This is a genomic window from Izhakiella australiensis (assembly GCF_002006995.1).
Lineage (GTDB): Bacteria > Pseudomonadota > Gammaproteobacteria > Enterobacterales > Enterobacteriaceae > Izhakiella > Izhakiella australiensis.
This window is the reverse complement of the sequence record NZ_MRUL01000006.1, coordinates 22,284-46,595: the sequence shown is the minus strand read 5'-3', so window position 1 is coordinate 46,595 and position 24,312 is coordinate 22,284. Positions and strand designations below refer to the sequence as shown.

General features: G+C 55.1%; 19 protein-coding genes. 12 read left to right on the top strand and 7 right to left on the bottom strand.

The features are described from left to right. The first annotated feature begins 1 nt into the window (after position 1). Positions 2-1,156, top strand: coding sequence for a CdaR family transcriptional regulator (locus BTJ39_RS10645; protein WP_078002675.1), 1,155 nt, complete (start codon positions 2-4; stop codon positions 1,154-1,156). Between the two features lie 10 nt (positions 1,157-1,166). Here BTJ39_RS10645 and BTJ39_RS10640 read toward each other — a convergent pair whose 3' ends face one another. Then, positions 1,167-2,942 (bottom strand): sodium:solute symporter family transporter, encoded by a 1,776-nt coding sequence (locus BTJ39_RS10640; protein WP_078002674.1) that lies wholly within the window; start codon positions 2,940-2,942, stop codon positions 1,167-1,169. 245 nt (positions 2,943-3,187) lie between these two features. Between BTJ39_RS10640 and BTJ39_RS10635 the strand changes: the two genes are divergently transcribed. Together BTJ39_RS10635 and BTJ39_RS10630 are read left to right on the top strand one after the other, a co-directional pair. Next, the gene (locus tag BTJ39_RS10635) at positions 3,188-4,480 is read left to right on the top strand and encodes an alginate lyase family protein (protein WP_096777721.1); all 1,293 of its coding nucleotides are present in this window, start codon (positions 3,188-3,190) and stop codon (positions 4,478-4,480) included. Beyond that, complete coding sequence (locus BTJ39_RS10630) at positions 4,480-6,591, top strand: heparinase II/III domain-containing protein (protein ID WP_078002673.1); 2,112 nt, start codon at positions 4,480-4,482, stop codon at positions 6,589-6,591. The genes BTJ39_RS10635 and BTJ39_RS10630 overlap by 1 nt, the downstream gene beginning before the upstream one ends. A 20-nt stretch (positions 6,592-6,611) precedes the next feature. On the opposite strand, the gene BTJ39_RS10625 is transcribed toward BTJ39_RS10630, so the two are convergent. From BTJ39_RS10625 to map, 6 genes are all read right to left on the bottom strand, one after another. Next, positions 6,612-7,310: a FadR/GntR family transcriptional regulator gene (locus BTJ39_RS10625; protein ID WP_078002672.1), complete on the bottom strand. Its 699-nt coding sequence runs from the start codon at positions 7,308-7,310 to the stop codon at positions 6,612-6,614. Between the two features lie 107 nt (positions 7,311-7,417). Continuing rightward, a complete protein-coding gene (locus tag BTJ39_RS10620) occupies positions 7,418-8,194 on the bottom strand; it encodes an SDR family NAD(P)-dependent oxidoreductase (RefSeq protein ID WP_078002671.1) in 777 nt (258 codons plus the stop codon). A 160-nt stretch (positions 8,195-8,354) separates the two neighbouring features. Then, positions 8,355-8,744 carry a DUF3461 family protein gene (locus BTJ39_RS10615; protein WP_078002670.1) on the bottom strand — a complete coding sequence of 130 codons (390 nt, stop codon included), beginning with the start codon at positions 8,742-8,744 and terminating at the stop codon, positions 8,355-8,357. 235 nt (positions 8,745-8,979) lie between these two features. Further along, on the bottom strand, positions 8,980-9,804 hold the full coding sequence (dapD, locus tag BTJ39_RS10610; protein WP_078002669.1) for a 2,3,4,5-tetrahydropyridine-2,6-dicarboxylate N-succinyltransferase: 825 nt from the start codon (positions 9,802-9,804) through the stop codon (positions 8,980-8,982). A gap of 82 nt (positions 9,805-9,886) precedes the next feature. Beyond that, positions 9,887-12,544 (bottom strand): bifunctional uridylyltransferase/uridylyl-removing protein GlnD, encoded by a 2,658-nt coding sequence (glnD, locus tag BTJ39_RS10605; protein WP_078002668.1) that lies wholly within the window; start codon positions 12,542-12,544, stop codon positions 9,887-9,889. A gap of 208 nt (positions 12,545-12,752) precedes the next feature. Beyond that, positions 12,753-13,547 carry a type I methionyl aminopeptidase gene (gene map, locus BTJ39_RS10595; protein ID WP_078002666.1) on the bottom strand — a complete coding sequence of 265 codons (795 nt, stop codon included), beginning with the start codon at positions 13,545-13,547 and terminating at the stop codon, positions 12,753-12,755. Positions 13,548-13,891: 344 nt separating this feature from the next. Here map and rpsB point away from each other — a divergent pair, with 344 nt between their 5' ends. The 9 genes from rpsB to bamA all read left to right on the top strand — a co-directional run bounded on the left by rpsB (position 13,892) and on the right by bamA (position 24,286). After that, positions 13,892-14,617: a 30S ribosomal protein S2 gene (rpsB, locus tag BTJ39_RS10590; protein ID WP_078002665.1), complete on the top strand. Its 726-nt coding sequence runs from the start codon at positions 13,892-13,894 to the stop codon at positions 14,615-14,617. A gap of 187 nt (positions 14,618-14,804) precedes the next feature. Beyond that, positions 14,805-15,656, top strand: coding sequence for a translation elongation factor Ts (gene tsf / locus BTJ39_RS10585; protein ID WP_078002664.1), 852 nt, complete (start codon positions 14,805-14,807; stop codon positions 15,654-15,656). A gap of 179 nt (positions 15,657-15,835) precedes the next feature. Beyond that, on the top strand, positions 15,836-16,561 hold the full coding sequence (gene pyrH, locus BTJ39_RS10580; RefSeq protein ID WP_078002663.1) for a UMP kinase: 726 nt from the start codon (positions 15,836-15,838) through the stop codon (positions 16,559-16,561). Positions 16,562-16,701: 140 nt separating this feature from the next. After that, positions 16,702-17,259: a ribosome recycling factor gene (gene frr / locus BTJ39_RS10575; RefSeq protein ID WP_078002662.1), complete on the top strand. Its 558-nt coding sequence runs from the start codon at positions 16,702-16,704 to the stop codon at positions 17,257-17,259. Positions 17,260-17,389: 130 nt separating this feature from the next. Next, positions 17,390-18,586, top strand: coding sequence for a 1-deoxy-D-xylulose-5-phosphate reductoisomerase (ispC, locus tag BTJ39_RS10570; RefSeq protein WP_078002838.1), 1,197 nt, complete (start codon positions 17,390-17,392; stop codon positions 18,584-18,586). Positions 18,587-18,768: 182 nt separating this feature from the next. Beyond that, entirely contained in the window at positions 18,769-19,521 is a 753-nt protein-coding gene (gene ispU, locus BTJ39_RS10565; protein WP_078002661.1) for a (2E,6E)-farnesyl-diphosphate-specific ditrans,polycis-undecaprenyl-diphosphate synthase, read from the top strand. Positions 19,522-19,539: 18 nt separating this feature from the next. Then, positions 19,540-20,397: a phosphatidate cytidylyltransferase gene (gene cdsA / locus BTJ39_RS10560; RefSeq protein WP_078002660.1), complete on the top strand. Its 858-nt coding sequence runs from the start codon at positions 19,540-19,542 to the stop codon at positions 20,395-20,397. A 7-nt stretch (positions 20,398-20,404) separates the two neighbouring features. Continuing rightward, a complete protein-coding gene (rseP, locus tag BTJ39_RS10555) occupies positions 20,405-21,754 on the top strand; it encodes a sigma E protease regulator RseP (protein WP_078002659.1) in 1,350 nt (449 codons plus the stop codon). A 126-nt stretch (positions 21,755-21,880) separates the two neighbouring features. Beyond that, the gene (gene bamA, locus BTJ39_RS10550) at positions 21,881-24,286 is read left to right on the top strand and encodes an outer membrane protein assembly factor BamA (protein ID WP_078002658.1); all 2,406 of its coding nucleotides are present in this window, start codon (positions 21,881-21,883) and stop codon (positions 24,284-24,286) included. The last annotated feature ends 26 nt before the right edge of the window (positions 24,287-24,312 follow it).

Genomic DNA, 24,312 nt, shown 5'->3' with positions numbered 1-24,312 from the left:
CATGACCGATCACCTGGACGCCCGACTGGCACAGGATATTGTTGCCCGCACCATGCAAATCATTGATAGCAACGTTAACGTGATGGATGCGCGCGGGCGGATTATCGGCAGCGGCAATCGCGAACGTATTGGCGAACTGCACGAAGGCGCGCTATTGGCGCTTTCACAGGGGCGCATCGTGGATATTGACGACGGCGTGGCGCGCCATCTGCACGGCGTGCGGCCAGGAATTAATCTGCCTATGCGTATTGATGGTGAGATTGTCGGCGTTATCGGTCTGACCGGCGATCCGGTGAGATTGCGCCACTACGGTGAGCTGGTATGCATGACCGCCGAGATGATGCTGGAACAGGCCCGGCTGCTGCATATGCTGGCCCAGGACAGCCGTCTGCGAGAAGAGCTGGTGCTTAATCTGATTCGCAGCGAAACCTTGCCGCCAACCCTGACCGAATGGGCCCAGCGTCTTGGCATTGATTTAAACCAGCCGCGCGTGGCGGCAGTGGTGGAGGTGGATAGCGGGCAGCTGGGCGTTGACAGCGCAATGGCGGAATTGCAACAGCTGCAAACCCTGCTGACCACCCCTGAACGCGATAACCTGATCGCCATTGTATCGCTGACCGAGGTGGTGGTGCTGAAACCGGCATTAAACGCACACGGTCGTTATGACGCCGGCGATCACCGTCGGCGAGTCGGGATGTTGATGGCGCGCATGAAAGAGCGCGGCAACCTGCGTATGCGCATCGCGCTGGGCAATTATTTTACCGGAGCGGGAAGCATCGCCCGATCCTACCGCACCGCGCAGACAACCATGCTGGTAGGCAAGCAGCGCATGCCGGAGCAGAGAAGTTATTTCTATCAGGATCTGATGCTGCCGGTACTGCTGGACAGCCTGCGTGGCGGCTGGCAGGCAAATGAGCTTGCCAGCCCGCTGGCGAAGTTGAAATCAATGGATAATAACGGCCTGCTGCGACGCACGCTGCAAACATGGTTCAGCAACAACGTACACGCATCCGCGACGGCTAAGGCGCTGTATATACACCGCAATACTCTTGAATATCGCCTTAACCGCATTTCTGAGCTTACCGGCCTTAATCTCAGCCAGTTTGATGACCGTCTGCTGCTGTACGTTGCGCTGCAGCTTGATGAGCAGCCCTGAGGGCTGCATGTTAACGCTGCTGCATCAGCGACGCGGCTTTGGCATCAGCTTTACCGGCGCTGCGGTGCAGTATCCAGCCAAACAGTAAAATAGACAGGGCGCAGAACAAAAACAGCATTCTGCCCCACAGCGGGTTAGGCACCAGCAATAGCAGCAGCAGCCCGACGCCCATCGCCATCGAAATTTTGCCTATTTTATCGCGCTGTAGCCGATCGAACACATCCTGATCTTCTTCGGCATAAACCGGCTCTTCCATGTGGTGATAAAAGTGCTCCAGCGTCTGACGGCGCGTCGCCGTGGGTTCACGCCAGAACAGGCGCGTAGCGAGGAAAAAGCCACCGGTAAACACCAGATGCGCGAAAATATTCCACATGGCAGAGAGGTCGTGCAGCTCGCGTGCGGTCAGGGTGAGGTTAAGCAGCGCGGCGACGTCGCGGGTGGTATACCAGTGGGTAATGCCCCACGAGACGCACAGGCCAAATACCACCGTCGCCCAGGCGGCCCAATCGGGAACTTTGCGGATAAAGACGCCAAAAAACAGCGGCACGATAATCGGCGCCTGCAGCAGCGTTCCGACCTGGATCATCAGGTCGAACAGGCTGACGGACTTCATACTGTGCATGTACTGCGCCACCAGAATTACCAGCACGCCGTTAACAATGCAGACGCCCTGGCCGACCCGCAGCTGATAGTGCTCACTGCGCGGCTGGTTATTGTTGATAACCGGCGTCCAGAAACTGCGGACAAAAATGCCGGAATTGCGGTTAAGTGCGGCATCCATTGAGGACATGGTGGCGGAAAACAGCCCGGCCATCAGCAGGCCAACCGTTCCTGGCGGCATGGCGCGTTCGGCAAAAATCAGATAGACCGCATCGCTGGCATTTTTGCCCAACTCTGGATGGGCGCTGACGGCATCCGGATAAAGAATGGCCACGGCCCATGGCGGAATAAACCATATCAGCGTGCCGAACAGCATCAGCAGCAGGGCAAACAGCGCTGCTTTTTTGGCATTCACGCTGTCTTTGGCAGTCAGAAAGCGGTAGCAGTCCTGCATGTTATTGATGCTCTGGATCTGCTTAATAAAAAAGAAGATAAAGCAGACAAACAGCAGGGAGAGATAGTGAGGGCCAACGCCCGGTCCGGTCAGAAATCCGGAAGGAAATTCGCTCACCAGCCGCACCGGCCCGCCGACTTTATATAGCGCTACCGCCGCGCAGACTACCGAAATAAGCGCCACGACCAGCGTCTGGACAAAGTCGCTGGCTACCACGCCCCATGCGCCGCTGAGCAGGGAAACAACCAGCACCACCAGTCCGGTCACCCATAGCGTCATGATGACGTCATAATGAAATACCGCGCTGGCAAATACCGCCAGGCTGTTGAGCCAGACGCCGGCGCTGAGGATACTGAGCGGGATCAGCATCCAGGTAAAAAATTGTTCGTTAGTACGACCAAAGCGCTGACTGATGGCTTCGGTTGGCGTATCGACGCGCATTTGCCGGAAACGGGTTGAGAACCACCACCAGGCAGCGATGTAGCCCACCACATTGCCGAGGAACACGGTAATCACGTTAAAACCGTAGCGATAGGCCTGACCGGCGGCGCCGGTGAACGTCCAGGCGCTAAACTGCACCATAAATGCCGTCGCGCCGACCATCCACCACAGCATGCGGCCGCCGCCGCGGAAGTAATGACTTGACGATCCGGTACCCATCTTTTTAAACGCATAGCTGATGGCGATCATTAAGATGAAGTAACCGATCATGACGATGGTATTAAGATCCATAACCTTCACTCTTTGTCAGAAACGGGTAAATTTTGTTTTTGTATGACAAGTGGCCTTGCATGTTCTACTTGTAAAAGTATTACAAGCGTAAAACAAAATGCACCGCTCTGATTTGTGATCGGCTTCAACAGGCATAGTCGTAATGTGTGTCCTGACTGGCAATTCTGCACCTGTTTGCGATCGGACTGTTTAACTTTTTCTTCTATTTGTATTACTAATAGGGGAAGGGATAACCGGAGATATTTATGAAAAGCGATTTCCGCTGCATGCTGATACTGGCGGCGGGTATGTTTCTGACCGCTACGGTGCGGGCGGCAGAGCCTGACCTTGCTTATTTTTCGCGACAGGATTTACAGCAAAACCGCCAGGCGCTGATCCACCATCAGGCCAGTGCGCTCACGCGCCAGGCATGGCTGGCGCTGAAACGTCAGGCCGACAAGGCGCTGAAAAAGCCGAATCCCAGCGTGATGGATAAGCAGATGGTTCCCCCCAGCGGCACAAAGCATGATTATCTCAGCCTCAGTGCTTACTGGTGGCCGGATGATAAAAGTGCCAACGGACTGCCGTGGATACGCAAAGACGGCCAGGTTAATCCCGCCAGCAAAAACGCCCAGTCCGATGGCGTACGATTCGCGGCTTTTACCGCAGACGTTCAGGCGCTGACGCTGGCATGGTATTTCTCCGGCGAAGCGCGCTACGCCGCAAAAGCTGAAGCGATGCTCCGTCACTGGTTTATCGATCCGGACAGCCGGATGAATCCGCATCTTAACTACGCCCAGGGCGTGCCGGGCATTGCATCAGGGCGCCATGTTGGCGTGCTGGACGGACGCTATCTGGCCACCCGCATAGTGGATGCGCTGATACTGCTACGCGCCGCGCCGGGCTGGCACGCGCAGGATGCAGCGGCGATGCATAAATGGTTTAGCGATTACCTCCGCTGGCTAGTGCAAAGTCCGCTTGCGCAGGGGGAGCGGAACGCCTCTAACAACCATGGCAGCTGGTACGCCAATCAGGTTGCGGGCATTGCCTGGTATCTTGGGCAGCCGCAGCTAGTGGCAAAGATGGTGACGCTGGCGCAGGAAAAAATCGACCACCAGATCGCTGCTGATGGCCGGCAACCGCAAGAGCTGGCGCGCACCCGGTCGTTCCACTACAGCTACTTTAACCTGCAGGCGTTGACCGGGCTGGCGCAGCTGGCAACGCGCAGCAATACGGGCGATCTCTGGCACTATCAGAATCCCGCCGGCGGTTCGCTGCTAAAAGCGCTCGATTATATGGCGCCGTTTAGCGATGACGCCCGGCCCTGGCCGTGGAAAAACCGCGACCGCATCGGCGTGCGGCTGATCGCGCTTTTAGTACAGGCGGATAACAGCCTCGATCGCCCGCGCTATCGGCAGTGGATCGAGAAGGCAAACTGGCAGATACCCCCTCAACAGGCTGATAAATATGCTTCAGGCATTGCCCGTGGCGCAGTGCTCCAGGCGCAGCGCGACAGCGGGTTACTGACCCGTCCCCCAGAGCAAAAGGAGACAGAATAATGGCATGGCAGACGCTGATACTGAGTAAGGACACCGCCGCCGGGCTGCGGCAGCGATTAACGGCAGATACGCTGCTGGGGGCAACGCTGCGGGGTCAGCAGCGTAGCCTTGATGCCGCGCTGGCGCAGGGGATAAACGTGCCGGGGCAGGGCGAAGCGGGCGGACCGGAGCACACGCAGCACAAGCTGAATTATCAGACGATCAATCAGGCGGGGCGCTTCTGGCTGATTACCGGCGAGCGGCGTTACCGGGACCATGCTCTGGCGCTGCTGGAGGCTTATGCTGCCCTTTATCCCCGTCTGGGCGCGGCGCTGAGTAAAGACACCAATCCGCCGGGCCGTTTGTTTCATCAAACCCTCAACGAGCATATGTTTTTGCTGTATGCCGCTGAGGGCTATCACTGCATTATGGAAAGCCTGACTGAGCATCAGCGACAGAATATTGAGCGCCACTTGCTGCGGCTAATGGCTGAAGAGGCCATGACGCTGCACGCCGCTACCTTTGATATTATTCATAATCACGGTATCTGGTCAGTGGCCGCCGTGGCGATTTGCGGTTACATCCTCGACGATCGGGCGATGGTTGATAAATCCCTTTATGGCCTGGCCGGCGACGGTAAAAGCGGCGGCTTTTTTGCTCAGCTTGATGCGCTGTTTTCGCCGGATGGTTGGTACATTGAAGGGCCGTATTATCATCGCTTCGCCCTGCGTCCAATGCTGCTGCTGGCACAGGCAATTGAAGCGCGCCAGCCGGCGTTGCGTATCTGGCAGTACCGCCAGCAGCATCTGCGTCAATGTTGCTATGCGTTGCTGATGCTGGCATTTCCCGATGACACCCTGCCGGCGCTCAATGACGGTTCAAAAACCATGAATCTCAGCGATGAGGGCGCGCTGATGGCGGTCAGCTTCTGCTGGCAACATTACGGCAGCGATGCGCGTCTGGCGGCGCTGGCACAGCGACAGCACGCGCTCTGGCCGGGAGCGGGGGCGCTGCTGCTGGACGATGCGCTGCCGGTTACCGACGATCGGCGTTTTACTCACAGCGTATTATTGCGTGATGGCGAGCAGGGCGATCGCGGCGGCATGGGCATTTTGCGTCAGCAAAGTGCAGACGGCGACAGGCAGATGGCGCTGATGTGGTTTGGTCAGCACGGCAGCATCCCGCAACTGCATTCGGCCCTGAATCACGGCCATTTTGACGGCCTGCATTTGAGCTGGTTTTGTCGCGGACGTGAAGTGCTGCGCGACTATGGCTTTGGCCGCTGGGTTAATATCGAACCTAAGTTCGGCGGCCGTTATATCGCGGAAAATAACAGCTATTGCAAGCAGAGCGTGGCGCATAACACCGTGGTGGTTGATGAGCAAACCCAGAATGCGGCCAGCAGTCTGGAAGCGGAAAAGCGCTGGGGCGAATGTCGCTGGTTTGTCACTGACCGCGCCGATGGCCAGGGGATGAGCGCGGTGCTAAGGGAGTATTATCCCGGCGTCGCCATGCAGCGTACGGTATTGATGCTGCCGCTGGCGGAGCTGGAGGCGCCGCTGTTGCTGGATCTCTTTGCGCTGCACAGTGAGGCGCTGCATCAGTACGATTACTGCTTGCACGGCCGCGGACAGCTGATTTGTACCAACAAGGCGCTTGCCAGCGAGCCGGAGCGGGTGGCGCTGGGCGAGTCAGGGGGCTACCAGCATCTCTGGCGCTGTGCGGCAACGGAAATAGCCGCCGGTGATTGCAGTCAGCTGACCTGGCTTGATGGCGACAGTTTTTACAGCGTAAGCTGCGCCCAGCCGGAAGGCGGGGAGCTGCTGGTGGCGATGAGCGGCGCCGGCGATCCGCAATTTAATCTGCGTCAGGAACCGGTATGGATCTGGCGTACCCGTGGTGCCAGCACGCTGTTTGCCAGTGCAATTGAAGCCCATGGCTATTTCGACGAAGCGACGGAAACCTCACTTAACGCCCGCAGCGCCATTGATGAGGTGAAAGTGCTCGCGCATTCTTCACTGCAGAGCCGGGTGATGATTCGTTTTAAGCAGGGGAAGGTGCTGGAGGTGCGGGTCAATTACTCGCAGTCGCAAGACGATAATGCCTGTTTCACACTGAGCTGGCGGGAATAGTGCGGGCAGGCCCGCCTTTTTTACAGGCGGTGCTTGCTGCTTTGCATCAGTCCCAGTGAAGCCTGCTGAGCCGCATCCGCATCGCCCATCATAATCGCTTCGTAAATCTTGCGATGGTCGTCCATGCAGGTGCCGCCTTCCTTCGACGAGTAGCTAATAAACCACTTGAAGACCGTCGCCAGCACGTTGCCAAACGGCATGTAGAAACAGTTGCCGGAGGAGAAAAAGATCAGGCGATGGAATGCGGTATCCACGTCCAGCCAGCGTTCGGCATCAAAAGGGGCGGCAGAGACGTCGCACATTTCCCGGTAGATGCGTGAAAGCTCAATGCGCTGTTCTTTACTGGCGTTAACGGCCGCCAGTCGCGTGGCATGGGGTTCAATGACGCGGCGAAAATCGAGGAACTGGTGATACATATCTTCGGTGGCCTCAATGCCTTTCATCCACTCCAGCAGCTGCACATCCAGAATATTCCAGTGTGAACGCTCACGTACGCGGGTGCCGATTTTCGGCCGTGATTCCAGCAGTCCTTTGGAAGAGAGCAACTTTAATGCTTCGCGCAGTGCCGTGCGGCTGACGCCAAAGCGGTTACACAGCTCAACCTCGCTCGGCAACACGTCACCGGCGTTGAACTTGCCTTCCATTATTTTGCGTGCGATGTCGCTGGCGATCAGCAGATCCAGGCCGCGTTGGCCGCTGGCGATTACGTCAAATTGCATTGTATTTGTCATACCTGAAAGTCAATCTTGCCCTGATAATACCCCATGCCGTGAGAAAACGCCTTGCTCCGCAGGGCAAAGGCGGCGTTCTCTCACGAAAAAAATCATCAGGGCGCCATCTGGCCGCCATTCACATCAATGATCTGACCGGTGATGTAGCCGCTGCAGGCGTGGGAGGCGAGGAACAGGAAGCTGGGCGCCACTTCTTCTGCACGACCGAAGCGGCCCATGGCGATGGTACTGGCAATACGCGCACGCACCTCCTCCGGCTTATCGGCATGGAACGCGGTATCGATAGTTCCGGGCGCAACGACGTTAAAGCGGATATTGTCGCGGGTGTGTTCTTTTACCCAATTGCGATGAATATCGTGCAGCCAGGCTTTTGACGCCGCGTAGATACCGGCGCCGGGACCACCGCCTTCACGCGCTGCTATTGAGCCGGTACTGATTACCGCGCTGGTCTTGCCGCTATCGCTGGCAGACTTGCGCAGCCAGGGGAGGGCAAAACGCGTCGTCATCAGCGCCGATCGCGCGTTAAGATCCATCACCCGATCGTAAAATGCATCGTCAATCTGCTCAAGACTCTGACGGCCGCCAAGCCCTCCGGCATTATTGACTAACACGTCGAGGCCGCCGAATCGGTCAACAAAAGCCTCAACCAGCTGTTTGCACTGTGCGGATTGCGTTAAATCAGCCTGAAAGTAGTCAACCTGCGCACCCGTTTCCCGCAGCTGCGCCAGCTCGGTTTTCATTGCATCGGCTGGACGCGAGCCGTTAATACCTACCCGCGCCCCCTGAGCGGCAAAGGCTTTGGCGGCCGCGAGGCCGACGCCGGCGGTTGATCCGGTGATGAGTATGCGTTTATCTCGCAGATCTGAAAACATAAATCTATCCTTTGGTTTGCTTCTGGTCATACAAATATAACGATGTGCGGTTTTAACACCAACCGTATAAGGATAGATGAGTGCGGGGAGTCACAAAAATGGGGCTATTTGTAATACAAAAAAGGCCAGCAATGCTGGCCTTTAATCAGGGAAGCGGTAATTAGCGACCGTTGGTCAGCTTTTCCAGATCGGCTTCGATTTCTTTAATCTTGTTAGCCACAACGCTTTCCAGGTGCTGAAGATCGCCCAGTATCTTGCGCTTAAGATCCACTTCAACCTGATCGCGCAGGCAGAGCTGATCCAGCTCGTCGATCACATAGCGCAGGTTCGGGCTTATTTCCTGAACCTCTTTATAGCCGTGGCCAATGCCATCGGAAACCACTGTCTTGCGCTGACGCGGGTATTTGAATTTGACGCTTTTGGCGAAGAATTCGCCTTTGTCCTTGCGGAAGTAAATTTTCAGAATATCGTTGTTTGCTTCCTGACGCAGGCTGTAACGATCGATGTCATCAGGGTTGGAAATACCTAAGCTTTTCAGATTGTCGTACATAATGGTTATCCTGATAAGATAAAAGGATGCAGCGCCGTGTTTCCGGATATCCGTTAACTGTAGACTCACCCAATTAATAAGGAAATCGCGCCGCCTGATTCGATGGCGCGCATTATGGCCTGGACAAAAAATAAACGCCAGATGTTAATTTTCGCTGCGAATAAGCTCAAAGTGTAACGAAAGGTTTACGGTGGGAATGTCCCTGCCAGCGCCGGCTGGCAGAGGAGGGCAGAGGTCAGTCGATGCTGCGCAGCAGTTCGTTGATGCCCACTTTGCTGCGGGTTTTTTCATCCACTTTCTTCACGATTACCGCACAGTACAGGCTGTAGCTACCGTCTTTTGACGGCAGGTTGCCGGATACTACCACCGATCCTGCAGGTACGCGCCCGTAATGAACTTCGCCGGTTTCGCGATCGTAAATTTTGGTGCTCTGACCAATATAAACGCCCATTGAGATCACCGCGCCTTCCTCAACGATCACGCCTTCAACGATCTCAGAGCGCGCGCCGATAAAGCAGTTATCTTCAATGATCGTCGGGTTAGCCTGCAGCGGTTCCAGCACGCCACCGATACCAACGCCGCCGGAAAGGTGGACGTTTTTACCGATTTGCGCACATGAGCCGACGGTAGCCCAGGTATCGACCATGGTACCTTCATCAACATAAGCGCCGATATTAACGTAAGAAGGCATCAGTACGGTGTTTTTGGCAATAAACGCGCCCTGACGGACCGCCGCTGGCGGCACCACGCGGAAGCCTTCTTTTTTAAAGCGGGCTTCGTCATAGTGGCTGAATTTCATCGGCACTTTATCGTAAAAACGACTTTCAGCACCCTCAATCACCTGATTGTCATGAATGCGGAAAGAGAGCAAAACCGCCTTCTTCAGCCACTGATGGGTTAGCCACTGGCCGTTAACTTTTTCGCAAACGCGCAGCGCGCCGCTGTCCAGCAGCGCCAGAGTCTGGGTAACGGCTTCACGGGTGACGGTATCAACGCTGGACGGGGTGATTTCAGCGCGACGCTCAAAGGCGCTCTCAATAACACTCTGTAATTGTTGCATGGGTCTCTTCCTGAAATGTCATCGCCGCAGTGCGCGGCTAAGGCAGCCGACTGCCGATGACCGTTAAAAAAACAAATCGCGGTCACACTTTATCGTTTGGATTAAGGGCCTCTGTCAACCGTTGTCGCAAGGCCTGGCATAATTTGGCGTCCAGCCCGCGTCGTTCGGCGTTGGCCAGAATAAACAAATCTTCAACCCGTTCGCCGATGGTGCTGATGCGTGCGCCGTGCAGCGAAATGCCCAAATCGGCAAAGACTTCGCCGACGCGCGCCAGCAGCCCTGGCTGGTCGAGCGCCACCAGCTCCAGATAGGTACGGCGGTCAGTATGGGCCGGTAAAAAGTTAACTTCGGTATCCACGTTAAAATGGCGCAGGCGCGAATAGGGTCTGCGCGAACGAGGCGCATGCCAATTCGTTTGGGTAATCGCCTGCTCCAGGTCATGGGCAATCTGCAGATGCCTGTCGGGCGCCAGTGGATTGCCGTCAGGCTCAAGGACAATAAATGTATCCATCGCCATGCCGTCGCGGCTGGTGAAGATCTGCGCGTCGTGGACGCTAAGATTGCGTCTGTCCAGCTCTCCTGCCACGGTAGCGAACAGATATGGCCGGTCGGGGCTCCAGATAAAAATCTCAGTGCCGCCGCGAGTGGCCTGCGGGCTGACCAGCACCAGCGGCCGGTGCAGGTCGTGTTGCAGCAAATTACGCGCGTGCCAGGCGAGCTGATTGGGGCTATGACGCAAAAAGTAATCGGCGCGGCAGCGGCTCCAGATGTGGTTTAACGCCTGCTCATCAATATTATCCATACGCAGCAACGCCAGCGCCTGCAAGCGATGGTGGCGCACGCGTTCGCGCAGGTCCGGGCTATTTTCCATTCCGCGCCGCAGCTGTTTCTCGGTAGCAAAGAATAATTCGCGCAGCAGGCTCTGCTTCCAGCTGTTCCACAGGGTTTCATTGGTGGCGCAGATGTCAGATACGGTCAGGCAGATAAGGTAGCGCAGGCGGTTTTCGTTGCCGATGGTTTCGGCGAACTGCTGAATGACCGTCGGGTCCTGTATATCGCGCCGCTGCGCGGTGACGGACATCAGAAGATGATGGCGTACCAGCCAGGCCACCAGCTGCGCTTCGCGCGCGTTGAGGCCGTGCAGTTCGGCGAATTCCAGTACGTCCTGAGCGCCAAGAATCGAGTGATCGCCCCCGCGCCCTTTAGCTATATCGTGAAACAGCGCGGCCATCAGCAGGAGCTCAAGCTGCGGCAGTCGCGGCCAGATTTCAACGCAAAGCGGGTGAGCCGGACGCGTTTCTTCGCGGGCGAAGCTTTCCAGTTTTTGCAGCACGCGGATAGTGTGCTCGTCGACGGTATAGGCATGAAACAGGTCAAACTGCATCTGGCCGACGATGTTGCTCCACTGTGGCATATAGGCCCAGAGTACGCTGTGCCGGTGCATCGGCACCAGGGCGCGGCTGACCGCGCCGGGATGGCGCAAGATGGCCATAAACAGCCTGCGCGCTTCAGGGTAGGTACACAAAGATTGCGTCAGACGACGGCGCGCGTAGCGCAGCTGGCGCAGCGTTGACGAGTAGATGCCGGTAATCGCCGCATTGCGCACCATAATATGAAACATGCGCATAATCGCCACCGGATCGCGCTCGAATAGCGTGTCGTCCGACAGGTCTATCAGGCTGCCACGCAGCTGAAATTCGTCATCCAGCGCGCGCGGTTTTTCCGTCGGTTCCAGCGCCAGGATTGCCTCATCAAACAGCTGCAGCAGCATCTGATTAAGCTCACCCACGCGGCGCATGACGCGGTAAAAATCCTTCATCATACGTTCGACCGGTTGATTGCCTTCGCCTTCGTAGCGCAGGCGCTGCGCGACGTTAAGCTGGCGGTCGAACAGCAGGCGGTTATCGTAGCGCGGCAGCAAAAGATGCAGCGCGAAGCGTATGCGCCAGAGAAAATCCTGGCATTCATTTAGCTCGTTGCGCTCCGCTTCGGTCAGAAAGCCAAAGCCGACCATTTCATCCAGCGAGGTGGCGCCGAAATGGCGGCGCGCGACCCAGAGCAGGGTATGGATATCGCGCAGGCCGCCAGGGCTGCTTTTTATGTCGGGTTCCAGGTTATAGCTGGTGCCGTGATAGCGTTGATGCCGCTCCTGCTGCTCGGCGACCTTGGCGGCAAAAAAACGTGGCGAAGGCCAGAAGCCATCGCTAAAGACGTGTTTTTGCAGCTCAAGATATAGCGCCACGTCGCCGGTCAGCATGCGCGATTCAATCAGGTTGGTTGCCACCGTTAAGTCGGAGAGACCTTCCAGAATGCACTCTTCCAGACTGCGTACGCTGTGGCCGACTTCCAGCTTTAGATCCCAAAGCAGGGTAATCAGTTCGCTGCTGCGCTGCGCTGCGCTGTCATCTAACGGTGTCCGGCTAAGGATAAGCAGGTCAATATCGGAAAGGGGATGTAATTCGCCGCGTCCGTAGCCACCCACCGCCACCAGCGCCACGTTCTGGTAATTTTCAAAGCCGAAAAAAAGCCACAGGCGGCGCAGCAGACGGTCAATAAACAAGGTGCGGGCATCAATCAGCGCTTCGGTATCCACCCCGGCATCGAAGGCGGAGGCCAGACGCTGTTGAAAAAGCGCCAGCTGCTGTTTCAGCCGCTCGCGCGTGAGAACGTCGTCATTCCAGTCCAGCGGCGCATAGGTAAAGGCGTTGATATGGCTAAGTTCAGTTTGCTCAATACTCATAACGGCGCAGCTCCGCTGGGATTGCTGGTCTGTCTGGCGATTAAAAAGTCGCTTTGCGCGCACCGGGCCTGCCCGCGACGGCACAGACCCGCGCGCGCAGACAGGCTATTTATGACGCTGGAGGTGGCGTATTTTTGCCTGCTTTGCGGCTTATCGCGGATTTTTCTCGCCGAAGCCGGCACAGGCCGACTCCAGCAGCGCGTCGCGCTTATGCGCTGGCGGTTAGAACGCGCTCAATGGCATCGTCTTTGCGCAGCGTCATGATTTCACAGCCGGTTTCGGTCACGACGATCGTGTGCTCGTACTGCGCCGACAGGCTGCGATCTTTGGTTTTTACCGTCCAGCCGTCTTTCATGCTGCGGATGCGGTAATCTCCGGCGTTAACCATGGGTTCAATGGTAAATGCCATGCCGACCTGTAGCACTACGCCGCCGTCATCGGCATCGTAATGTAAAACCTGGGGCTCTTCATGAAACCCTTTGCCGATGCCGTGACCGCAGTATTCACGTACTACTGAGAAGTCTTGTGCTTCGACGAACTTCTGAATCGCGCGGCCCAGCTCGCGCAGGCGGATGCCGGGACGGACCAGACGCAGGGCCAGATAAAGGCTTTCCTGGGTAATGCGGCACAGGCGCTCGCCCTGAATCGTCGGCTTGCCGACAATAAACATTTTGGAGGTATCGCCGTGGAATTCATCTTTAATGACGGTGACGTCGATATTTACGATATCGCCCTCTTTGAGGATTTTGTCGTCACTGGGAATGCCGTGGCACACCACGTCATTGACCGAGATACAGACTGATTTTGGGAAGCCGTGATAGCCCAGACAGGCGGAAATGGCATGCTGTTTTTCAGTAATGTGCTGATGACAGAGGCGATCAAGTTCGCCAGTAGACACGCCGGGTTTAACAAAAGGTTCAATCATTTCGAGCACTTCGGCAGCCAGACGGCCGGCAACGCGCATTTTTTCGATATCTTCAGGGGTTTTGATCGTAATGGCCATTAATTTTGTCCGCAGATGTCGTAATTTTCGACAATAATAATGATGGGTAATGTTAACAGGCAGCCCCAGCGCTGCCAATTATCGTTTTGACTCCAGGTGCGCATTCCCCGGCGAACCATTAGCCAGTAAATGTTGGCTTCAGGGTGGTGTTTGTGGTATAAAGCGCGCCGACGAATCTCTGTTCGCCTCAGGCTGACCGGGAAACGCATAAATCTCATTATGTGTCTAAAACACACATGTATCGACACGTACACCGGGGTGCCTCGCTGCCTGAAAGGGCGTAGAGGTCGGTTGTATGGGATACATGGAGGCCCAACCCCAAACAAATTTATTTAGAGGTAATCATGGCAACTGTTTCCATGCGCGACATGCTTAAGGCTGGCGTACACTTTGGTCACCAGACCCGTTACTGGAACCCGAAAATGAAGCCTTTCATCTTCGGCGCCCGTAACAAAGTTCACATCATCAACCTTGAGAAAACCGTACCGATGTTCAACGACGCGCTGGCGGAGCTGAACAAAATCGCTGGCCGTAAAGGTCGCATTCTGATTGTCGGTACTAAACGCGCTGCAAGTGAAGCGGTAAAAGACGCTGCGCAGAGCTGCGATCAGTTCTTCGTAAACCACCGCTGGCTGGGTGGCATGCTGACCAACTGGAAAACCGTTCGTCAGTCAATTAAGCGTCTGAAAGATCTGGAGACTCAGTCTCAGGACGGTACTTTCGACAAACTGACCAAGAAAGAAGCGCTGATGCGCGCTCGCGAGCTGGCCAAGCTGGAAAACAGCCTGGGCGGTATCAAAGACATGGGCGGTTTACCGGATGCGCTGTTTGTTATCGATGCGGATCACGAGCACATCGCTATCAAAGAAGCGAATAACCTGGGCATTCCGGTATTTGCTATTGTTGATACTAACTCCGATCCGGACGGCGTTGATTTCGTTATCCCTGGTAACGATGACGCCATCCGTGCTGTAAGCCTGTACCTGACCGCCGTTGCGACCACCGTTCGCGAAGGCCGTTCTCAGGACCTGGCTGAGCAGGCAGAAGAGAGCTTCGCTGCTGCTGAGTAATTAAGGCTTGCTCTGGCTCAGAGCCCTTAAACGATCGAGAAGGGGCCTGCATTGGCCCCTTTATTTTTATCTCTGCTTTGCCTGGGTATTTGCCTCCGGCAGGGTAGAAAATTTCCCGATATCAGGTTGCTGCTAGCGCGTCCGGTCAGGATGAATGGTAGCAACTACGCTAACCGAGGATTAAAGAATGGCTGAAATTACCGCTGCTCTGGTAAAAGAACTGCGCGAGCGCACCGGCGCTGGCATGATGGATTGTAAAAAAGCGCTTGGCGAAGCCAATGGTGACATTGAGCTGGCGATTGATAACATGCGCAAGTCTGGCCAGGCGAAAGCGGCTAAAAAATCTGGCAACGTGGCTGCAGACGGCGTTATCAAAACCCGCATCGACGGCAACTACGGCGTTATTCTGGAAGTTAACTGCCAGACTGACTTCGTCGCGAAAGATGCCGGTTTCCAGGCCTTTGCTGACGAAGTGCTGGCTGCCGCTGCTGCTGAACGCATCGCTGATGTTGACGTGCTGAAAGCCAAATTCGAAGAGAAGCGCGTTGCGCTGGTGGCGAAAATTGGCGAGAACATCAATATCCGCCGCGTTTCCGTACTGGAAGGCGATCTGCTCGGCAGCTACCTGCACGGCGTTCGCATTGGCGTTCTGGTTTCCGCTAAAGGTGGTGATGATGAGCTGATCAAACAGATCGCTATGCACATCGCCGCCAGCAAGCCGGAATACGTTAAGCCGGAAGACGTTTCTGCTGAAGTGGTTGAGCGTGAGCATCAGATTCAGCTGGAAATTGCCATGCAGTCTGGCAAGCCGCGTGAAATCGCAGAGAAAATGGTTGAAGGCCGCATGAAGAAATTCACCGGCGAAGTTTCTCTGACCGGCCAAAACTTCGTTATCGATCCCAGCAAAACCGTGGGTCAGGTGCTGAAAGAGAAAGGCGCTGAAGTGGTAAACTTTATCCGCTTCGAAGTGGGTGAAGGTATCGAAAAAGCAGAAAGCGATTTTGCTGCCGAAGTCGCAGCAATGTCTAAGCAGTCTTAATCGACTGAAATAAAAGGACCGCCGCATGGCGGTTCTTTTTTGCCTGAAAATCGTGTTTGCCGGGAGTTTGCGCTACCTATTTTCAGTCTCATCCCAATAGTAATCTGAATTGGCTAACGGGATGATAGAGACGTTCTAACTTTTCTCAATTCAAAGATATCTTCCAGGAAAAATTGACCATGGCTACCAATGCAAAACCCGTTTATCAACGTATTCTGCTAAAACTGAGTGGCGAAGCGCTGCAGGGATCGGAAGGTTTCGGTATCGATGCCAGCGTGCTCGACCGTATGGCGCAGGAAGTAAAAGAGCTGGTGGAGCTCGGCATTCAGGTTGGGGTAGTCATTGGCGGTGGTAATCTTTTCCGCGGCGCGGGTCTGGCTGAGGCCGGAATGAACCGCGTAGTCGGCGACCATATGGGGATGCTGGCCACCGTGATGAACGGTCTGGCGATGCGCGATGCGCTGCACCGGGCTTATGTCAACGTGCGTCTGATGTCGGCCATTCCGCTTAACGGCGTGTGCGACAGCTACAGCTGGGCGGAGGCGATTAGCCTGCTGCGCAATAATCGCGTGGTTATCTTCTGCGCCGGTACCGGTAATCCTTTTTTCACCACCGATTCCGCAGCCTGCTTACGCGGCATTGAAATCGAAGCGGATGTGGTGCTGAAGGCAACCAAGGTTGACGGCGTTTATTCTGCCGATCCGGTGAAGAATCCGGAGGCGACGCTGTATGAAAAATTAAGCTATAGCGAAGTGCTGGAGCGCGAGCTGAAAGTGATGGACCTGGCCGCATTCACCCTTGCCCGCGACCATCAGCTGCCGATCCGCGTGTTTAATATGAATAAGCCGGGCGCGCTGCGTCGCGTGGTGATGGGCGAAAAAGAAGGTACCCTGATTACGCATTAATATCAGTCACGGCGTAAAATAGGGTATATTCTGCCTGCTAACGGTAAAACCGGACGCGGATACAGAACACTGCCGATTAGACTTGAACGGGTTCTGGCTGTTCAGAGCCTGCCTGGTAACCAGAATTTAAGGGTTCCAACGTGATTAACGACATCAAAAAAGATGCTGATACGCGCATGGATAAATGCGTTGAAGTGTTTAAAAACAACATCAGTAAGATTCGCACGGGTCGTGCATCTCCTTCCATCCTCGATGGTATTTCGGTTGAGTACTACGGTGCGCCAACGCCGCTGAAGCAGCTGGCCAGCATTACAGTTGAAGACTCACGCACGCTGAAAGTGAATGTGTTCGATCGCAGCGTCAGCGCCGCGATTGAAAAGGCGATTATGGCCTCTGACCTTGGGCTCAATCCAAGCTCAGCAGGCAGCGATATCCGCGTTCCGCTGCCGCCGCTGACCGAAGAGCGTCGTAAAGACCTGATTAAAATCGTTCGCGGCGAAGCCGAGCAGGGCAGGGTATCAGTGCGTAACGTTCGTCGCGACGCCAACGATAAGCTGAAAGCGCTGCTGAAAGATAAAGAGATCGGCGAGGATGAAGAACGCCGCGCTCAGGACGAAGTCCAGAAACTGACCGATGCGAGCATCAAAAAAATTGATGCAGCGCTTAGCGAGAAAGAAACGGAGCTGATGGACTTCTGAGTCTGTCCTGTTCCTGTCAACGCCGTACCGAGAGTCCCCAGATACGGGTGGCTGTCGTGCGGCGTTTTACGTTGAGTTTTAGGCTCTCTTTGCCCGGGAAACCGGCGGCGGGGAGGCTGTAGGTGGCATGATGAAGCAACTGACAATTCTGGGTTCGACCGGCTCCGTAGGGACCAGCACGCTGGCGGTGATTAAAGCAAATCCTGAACGCTTTCAGGTTAAAGCGCTGGTGGCGGGCAATAATGTCGCCATGATGGTCGAGCAGTGTCAGACGTTTCATCCCGCCCAGGTGTGTATGGCGACCGACGCCGCCGCCGCAGAGGTACGTCAGCAGCTTCAGCAGTTACATATCGCCACCGACGTGCTAAGCGGGGAAGCATCAGCCTGCGAGCTGGCGGCGCTGGGCGATGTGGATATGGTGGTTGCGGCAATTGTCGGCGCGGCCGGGCTGCTGCCGACGCTGGCGGCGATCCGCGCCGGTAAACAGGTACTGCTGGCAAATAAAGAATCGCTGGTGACTTGCGGCCGTTTATTTCTTGAGGCCGTGAGTGCATCGGGGGCCCAGCTCCTGCCGCTCGATAGCGAGCACAACGCTATTTTTCAGAGTTTGCCCGCTTCCCTTCAACGTCAGTTAGGGTACGCTTCTCTGGCGGATAATGGCATTGATAGCATTATCCTTACGGGGTCTGGTGGCCCTTTTCGCGATACGCCAATGGACATGCTAAAACATGTCACTCCTGAACAGGCCTGCGCGCATCCGAACTGGTCAATGGGGCGAAAGATCTCCGTTGATTCGGCCACCATGATGAATAAAGGTTTGGAATATATCGAAGCCCGCTGGTTGTTTAATGCCTCTGACGCCCAGATGGAAGTGATTATTCATCCACAATCGGTGATTCACTCCATGGTGCGATACTGTGACGGCAGCGTTTTGGCTCAGCTGGGAACGCCGGATATGCGTACGCCGATCGCCCATGCCATGGCCTGGCCAGAGCGCGTATCGTCCGGCGTCGTGCCGCTGGACTTCGCACGCATGAGCGCCCTGACGTTCGCAGAGCCTGACTATGTACGCTATCCCTGCCTGCAGCTGGCCATTGATGCCTGTAATGCCGGTCAGGCGGCTACCACTGCACTGAATGCTGCCAATGAGATCGCGGTTGCCGCGTTTCTTGATGGACAGATTCGCTTCACGGATATCGCGGCGTTAAATGTGTCGGTGCTGGAACGATTGCAGTTTGCTGAGCCTGAAAGCGTAAACGAGGTGCTGGAGATTGATAAGCAGGCTCGAGATATGGCGCTTTCCGGTCTGGCTCGCTTCAGGTTCTGAGGGGGCGGACTGCGTTGTCGGCGGCATTTGTTCGAGGTTGTTGGAGATGGTATAGTCTCCTGCCTCCGTTCAGGGATGACCTTGAATTTCCGTGGCAAGCATGCCGTTGCTGCGGTTATTTGTGCCAGCAGGTGAGATATTTCAGAAACCACTCTTTCTGATTTAAGGAATGTTAACGCTTTATGTCGTCCACGAATGCTTTAAAAACCGATGACCCGACAGGGATTACTCCCCGCCATGTGGCCATCATTATGGATGGCAACGGTCGTTGGGCTAAAAATCAGGGAAAGCTACGGATTTCCGGGCACAAAGCGGGCGTAAAATCCGTTCGCCGCTCTGTCAGTTTCGCCGTCAGCAACAACATGGATGCGTTAACGCTGTATGCGTTCAGCAGTGAAAACTGGAGTCGACCGCAGCAGGAAGTGCTGGCGTTGATGGAACTTTTTGTCTGGGCGCTGGACAGTGAAGTAAAAAGTTTACATAAGCACAATGTCCGCTTGCGGATTATTGGCGACATCAGCCGGTTTAACGCTCGCCTACAGGAGCGAATTCGTCGTGCCGAGGAACTGACTCAGCAAAATAATGGACTTACCCTAAACATCGCTGCCAATTATGGTGGCCGTTGGGATATTATAAACAGCATCAGACACATTGCCGAACAGGTGCAAGAAGGGCAGGTACGTCCCGATCAGATTACTGAACAGACGTTAGAACAGCACCTGTGTATGCACGATTTACCGCCGGTGGATCTGGTGATTAGGACCGGGGGGGAGCACCGAATCAGTAACTTTTTGCTGTGGCAGGTTGCCTACGCTGAATTTTACTTTACCGATGTTCTCTGGCCTGATTTTGATGAACAAGTTTTTGAAGGTGCTCTGAATGCTTTTGCACAACGCGAACGTCGTTACGGTGGCGCAGCGCCTGACGGTGCCTGAATGCCTTGGGGGTAACCTTTGCTGAAGTCTCGCCTAATCACAGCGTTAATACTGATTCCTCTTGTGATTGCCGCACTTTTCTGGCTGCCTCCGGTTGGATTTGCAATTACCACGCTGGTCATTTGTATGCTTGCCGCCTGGGAATGGGGGCAACTGGCCGGGTTCAGTAGCCGATCTCAGCGTATCTGGCTGGCTCTGGCATGTGGGTTTCTGCTGGCGTTGATGCTATTTACGCTGCCCGCCTATCAACGGGCCCTGCACCTTCCTCAGGTTGAAGCCTCACTTTGGGCCGCTGTTATCTGGTGGCTACTGGCGCTGGCGCTGGTGCTCTTTTATCCCTCATCCGCCCGCTGGTGGCGTGAGTCCCGCGTTCTGCGTCTTGTTTTCGGCATCCTGACCATCGTTCCTTTCTTCTGGGGAATGCTCACTCTGCGTCAGTTTGGCTATGAAACCAACCATTATACCGGCGCCTGGTGGTTACTCTACGTGATGTTTCTGGTTTGGGCTGCTGACTCTGGCGCCTATCTGTTCGGCCGCCTGTTCGGCAAACATAAGCTGGCTCCGCGGGTGTCTCCGGGGAAAACCTGGGAAGGATTTTTCGGCGGATTGTTAACCTGCGCGCTGATCTCCTGGCTATTCGGCGTTGCTGCGCCGTTAACGGTCGCGCCCCTGACTCTGCTTATCTGCTCGCTGGTAGCCGCGCTGGCGTCGGTGCTTGGCGATCTGACCGAAAGCATGTTTAAACGCGAAGCTGGCATTAAAGACAGCGGCAACCTGATCCCTGGTCATGGTGGCATTCTGGATCGTATTGATAGCCTGACGGCGGCAGTGCCGGTATTTGCCTGCCTGCTGCTTTTGGTTTTCAGAACCCTGTAAGGTTTCTATGCTGAGCATTCTTTGGAGTCTTGCCGCTTTTATTGTCGCCCTCGGCATCCTGATTACCGTGCATGAGTTTGGTCACTTCTGGGTGGCCCGGCGCTGCGGCGTACGGGTGGAGCGTTTTTCTATCGGCTTCGGCAAAGCACTGTGGCGACGTCGCGATAAGCAGGGCACCGAATATGTCATCGCGCTAATACCGCTTGGTGGCTACGTCAAAATGCTCGATGAGCGCGTTGAAAGCGTCGCGCCGGAATTACGCCATCTGGCGTTTAATCATAAAACCGTGCTGCAGCGCGCATCGATTGTTGCCGCCGGCCCGCTGGCAAATTTTATTTTTGCTATTTTTGCCTACTGGCTGGTTTTTATCATCGGCGTTCCGGGAGTAAAACCGGTTGTTGGTGAAATATTGACCGGATCGTTGGCGGCAGAAGCGCAAATTTCGCCTGGAATGGAACTTAAAGCTGTCGATGGTATCGAAACGCCAGACTGGGATGCTGTGCGTATGGCTTTGGTGGCCGATATCGGCAACCGTCAGGCAACGCTCAGCGTAGCGCCATTTGGCAGCGATGCCGTCGTTGATAAGACACTGGATCTGCGCCGCTGGCAGTTTGAACCCGATAAGCAGGATCCGGTTCTGTCGTTGGGAATCGTTCCCAAGGGGCCGCAGATAGAGACCGTGCTGGCGCAAGTGCAGAACGGGTCGGCTGCCAGTAAAGCAGGTTTGCAAGCTGGCGACAGGATCGTTAAAGTCGATGGTCAGCCTTTAGCTCGGTGGCAGACGTTTGTCACCACGGTGCGTGATAATCCGGGCAAGGCGATTGCTTTGCAGGTGGAGCGCCAGGGGGAAGTACAGGACCTGACGCTGACGCCCGAAGTTAAAAAGGGAAGTCAGGCTGGAGGGTTCGCCGGCGTTGTTCCCCGCGTAGTTCCCCTGGCGGATGAGTACAAGACGATACGCCAGTATGGCCCTTTCGCTGCAGTTGGCGAGGCGAGTGTAAAAACCTGGCAGCTGATGAAGTTAACCGTCGGTATGTTAGGGAAACTGATTACGGGTGATGTAAAGCTGAACAATCTGAGTGGCCCCATTTCGATCGCACAAGGGGCCGGGCTGTCAGCGGAATATGGCTTGATTTATTATCTGATGTTTTTAGCGTTGATTAGCGTAAACCTCGGGATTATCAACCTGTTCCCATTACCGGTACTAGATGGTGGGCACCTGCTGTTCCTGGTGATTGAAAAAATCAAGGGCGGGCCGGTGTCAGAGCGAGTTCAGGACTTCAGCTACCGCATCGGCTCTGTTTTGCTGGTGTTGTTAATGGGGCTTGCACTATTTAATGATTTCTCACGGTTGTAACGTCAGGGACGGGCAGACCGGATTGCGGCTGACGATGTTAGCTGCGGTCTCTGTAGCAGGGGTAGCCCTGTATACCCGGTTTGACCAGGCAGCTGTGGAACCAGTTAGGAAGAATGCATAACAACGATGGCGATGAAAAAGTTGCTCATAGCGTCGCTGCTGTTTAGCAGCGCTACCGTATACGGTGCTGATAACTTCGTAGTGAAGGATATTCATTTCGAAGGCTTACAGCGAGTCGCCGTCGGTGCGGCATTGCTAAGTATGCCCGTGCGTGTCGGCGATACGGTCACCGACGATGATATCAGTAATATCATTCGATCCTTATTCGCGACCGGGAACTTTGAAGACGTTCAGGTATTGCGTGATGGCGATACGCTGATTGTCCAGGTCAAAGAACGTCCCACCATTGCCAGCATTACATTCTCCGGCAACAAAGCGGTGAAAGACGAACAGCTCAAGCAGAATCTGGAAGCTTCGGGCGTGCGCGTTGGTGAAGCTCTGGATCGCACCACGCTTTCCGCCATTGAAAAAGGGCTGGAAGATTTCTATTACAGCGTTGGTAAGTATAGCGCCAACGTTAAAGCCGTAGTAACGCCGCTGCCGCGTAATCGTGTCGATCTTAAGCTGGTATTCACCGAGGGCGTGTCTGCAAAAATTCAGCAGATCAACATCGTCGGTAACAAGGCATTCAGCTCAGACGAATTAATTTCACGCTTCCAGCTGCGTGATGAGGTGCCGTGGTGGAACCTGGTCGGCAACCGTAAATATGAAAAGCAGAAGCTGGCCGGCGACCTTGAAACGCTGCGTAGCTTCTATCTTGACCGCGGCTATGCCCGTTTCAATATCGATTCAACCCAGGTCAGCCTTACGCCTGATAAAAAGGGCATCTACATCACGATTAACGTGACGGAAGGCGATCAGTACAAGATCTCCGGCAGCGTGGTAAACGGCAGTATGGCCGGCCACTCGGCGGAAATTGAAGCGCTGGCGCACATCCAACCTGGCGAACTCTATAACGGTGCGAAGGTCACCAAAATGGAGGACGACATCAAGAAACTGCTGGGACGCTACGGCTATGCCTATCCACGCGTTGCCACTCAGCCAGAAATTGATGATGCCAACAAAACGGTGAAGCTGCACGTCAGCGTTGATGCCGGAAATCGCTTCTACGTGCGTAAAGTGCGCTTTGAAGGTAACGATACGTCCGAAGATCAGGTTCTGCGTCGTGAAATGCGCCAGATGGAAGGTTCCTGGCTGGGAAGCAACCTGGTCGAGCAGGGTAAAGAGCGCCTGAACCGCCTTGGCTATTTTGAGACGGTAAACGTGGAAACCGAACGTGTGCCGGGAACCACCGACCAGGTTGACGTGGTTTATAAGGTAAAAGAGCGTAACACCGGTACCTTCAACTTCGGTGTTGGCTACGGTACGGAAAGCGGCGTGAGCTTCCAGGTCGGCGTCTCCCAGGAAAACTGGATGGGCACCGGTAACACCGTCAGTCTGAGTGGTACCAAAAACGACTATCAGACCTACGCTGAATTCGCCTTGACCGACCCGTACTTCACGGTCGATGGCGTCAGCCTGGGTGGTCGCCTGTTTTATAACGATTTTAAAGCAAACGATGCCGACCTCTCCGACTACACCAACAAAAGCTATGGTTTAGACGGAACGCTTGGCTTCCCGATCAACGAAAACAACACGCTGCGCGTGGGTCTGGGCTACGTGCATAACGACCTGTCCAACATGCAGCCGCAGATCGCCATGTGGCGCTATCTGGACTCCGTTGGTCACCATCAGCCGTTGAATGACCGTGGCAGCTATTCCGCCGATGACTTCACCTTTAACTACGGCTGGACGTATAACAATCTCGATCGCGGCTTCTTCCCGACGGCGGGTAACCGTACCAACCTGAACGGCAAAATAACGATTCCAGGCTCGGATAACAGCTTCTACAAGCTGACGCTGGATTCTCAGCAGTACATGCCAATCAACCAGGATCGTACCTGGGTGCTGTTGGGACGCGGTCGTCTTGGCTATGGCGGCGGATTAGGCAATAAAGAACTGCCATTCTATGAGAACTTCTATGCCGGTGGTTCCAGCACCGTTCGCGGCTTCCGCTCCAATACCATTGGGCCAAAAGCGGCTTACTACAACGTCAACTCGGATAACTGCTCAGGCAGCAATCCGGTGTGTGAATCTGACGATGCAGTTGGCGGTAATGCGATGGCGGTGGCCAGCCTTGAGCTGATTACGCCTACGCCGTTCCTGAGTGAGAAATATGCCAACTCAGTGCGTACTTCTTTATTCGTTGATGCCGGTACCGTTTGGGATACCAAGTGGCAGAATACGGACGCAACGCGCAACGCGGGTATTCCTGACTATAGCGACCCGGGCAATATTCGCATGTCTGCGGGTCTGTCCTTGCAATGGATGTCTCCGCTTGGACCGCTGGTGTTCTCCTACGCACAGCCGTTCAAGAAATACGAAGGGGACAGAGCTGAGCAATTCCAGTTTAACATTGGTAAAACCTGGTAATGCGGCTTAGCATGGATGCACTATTT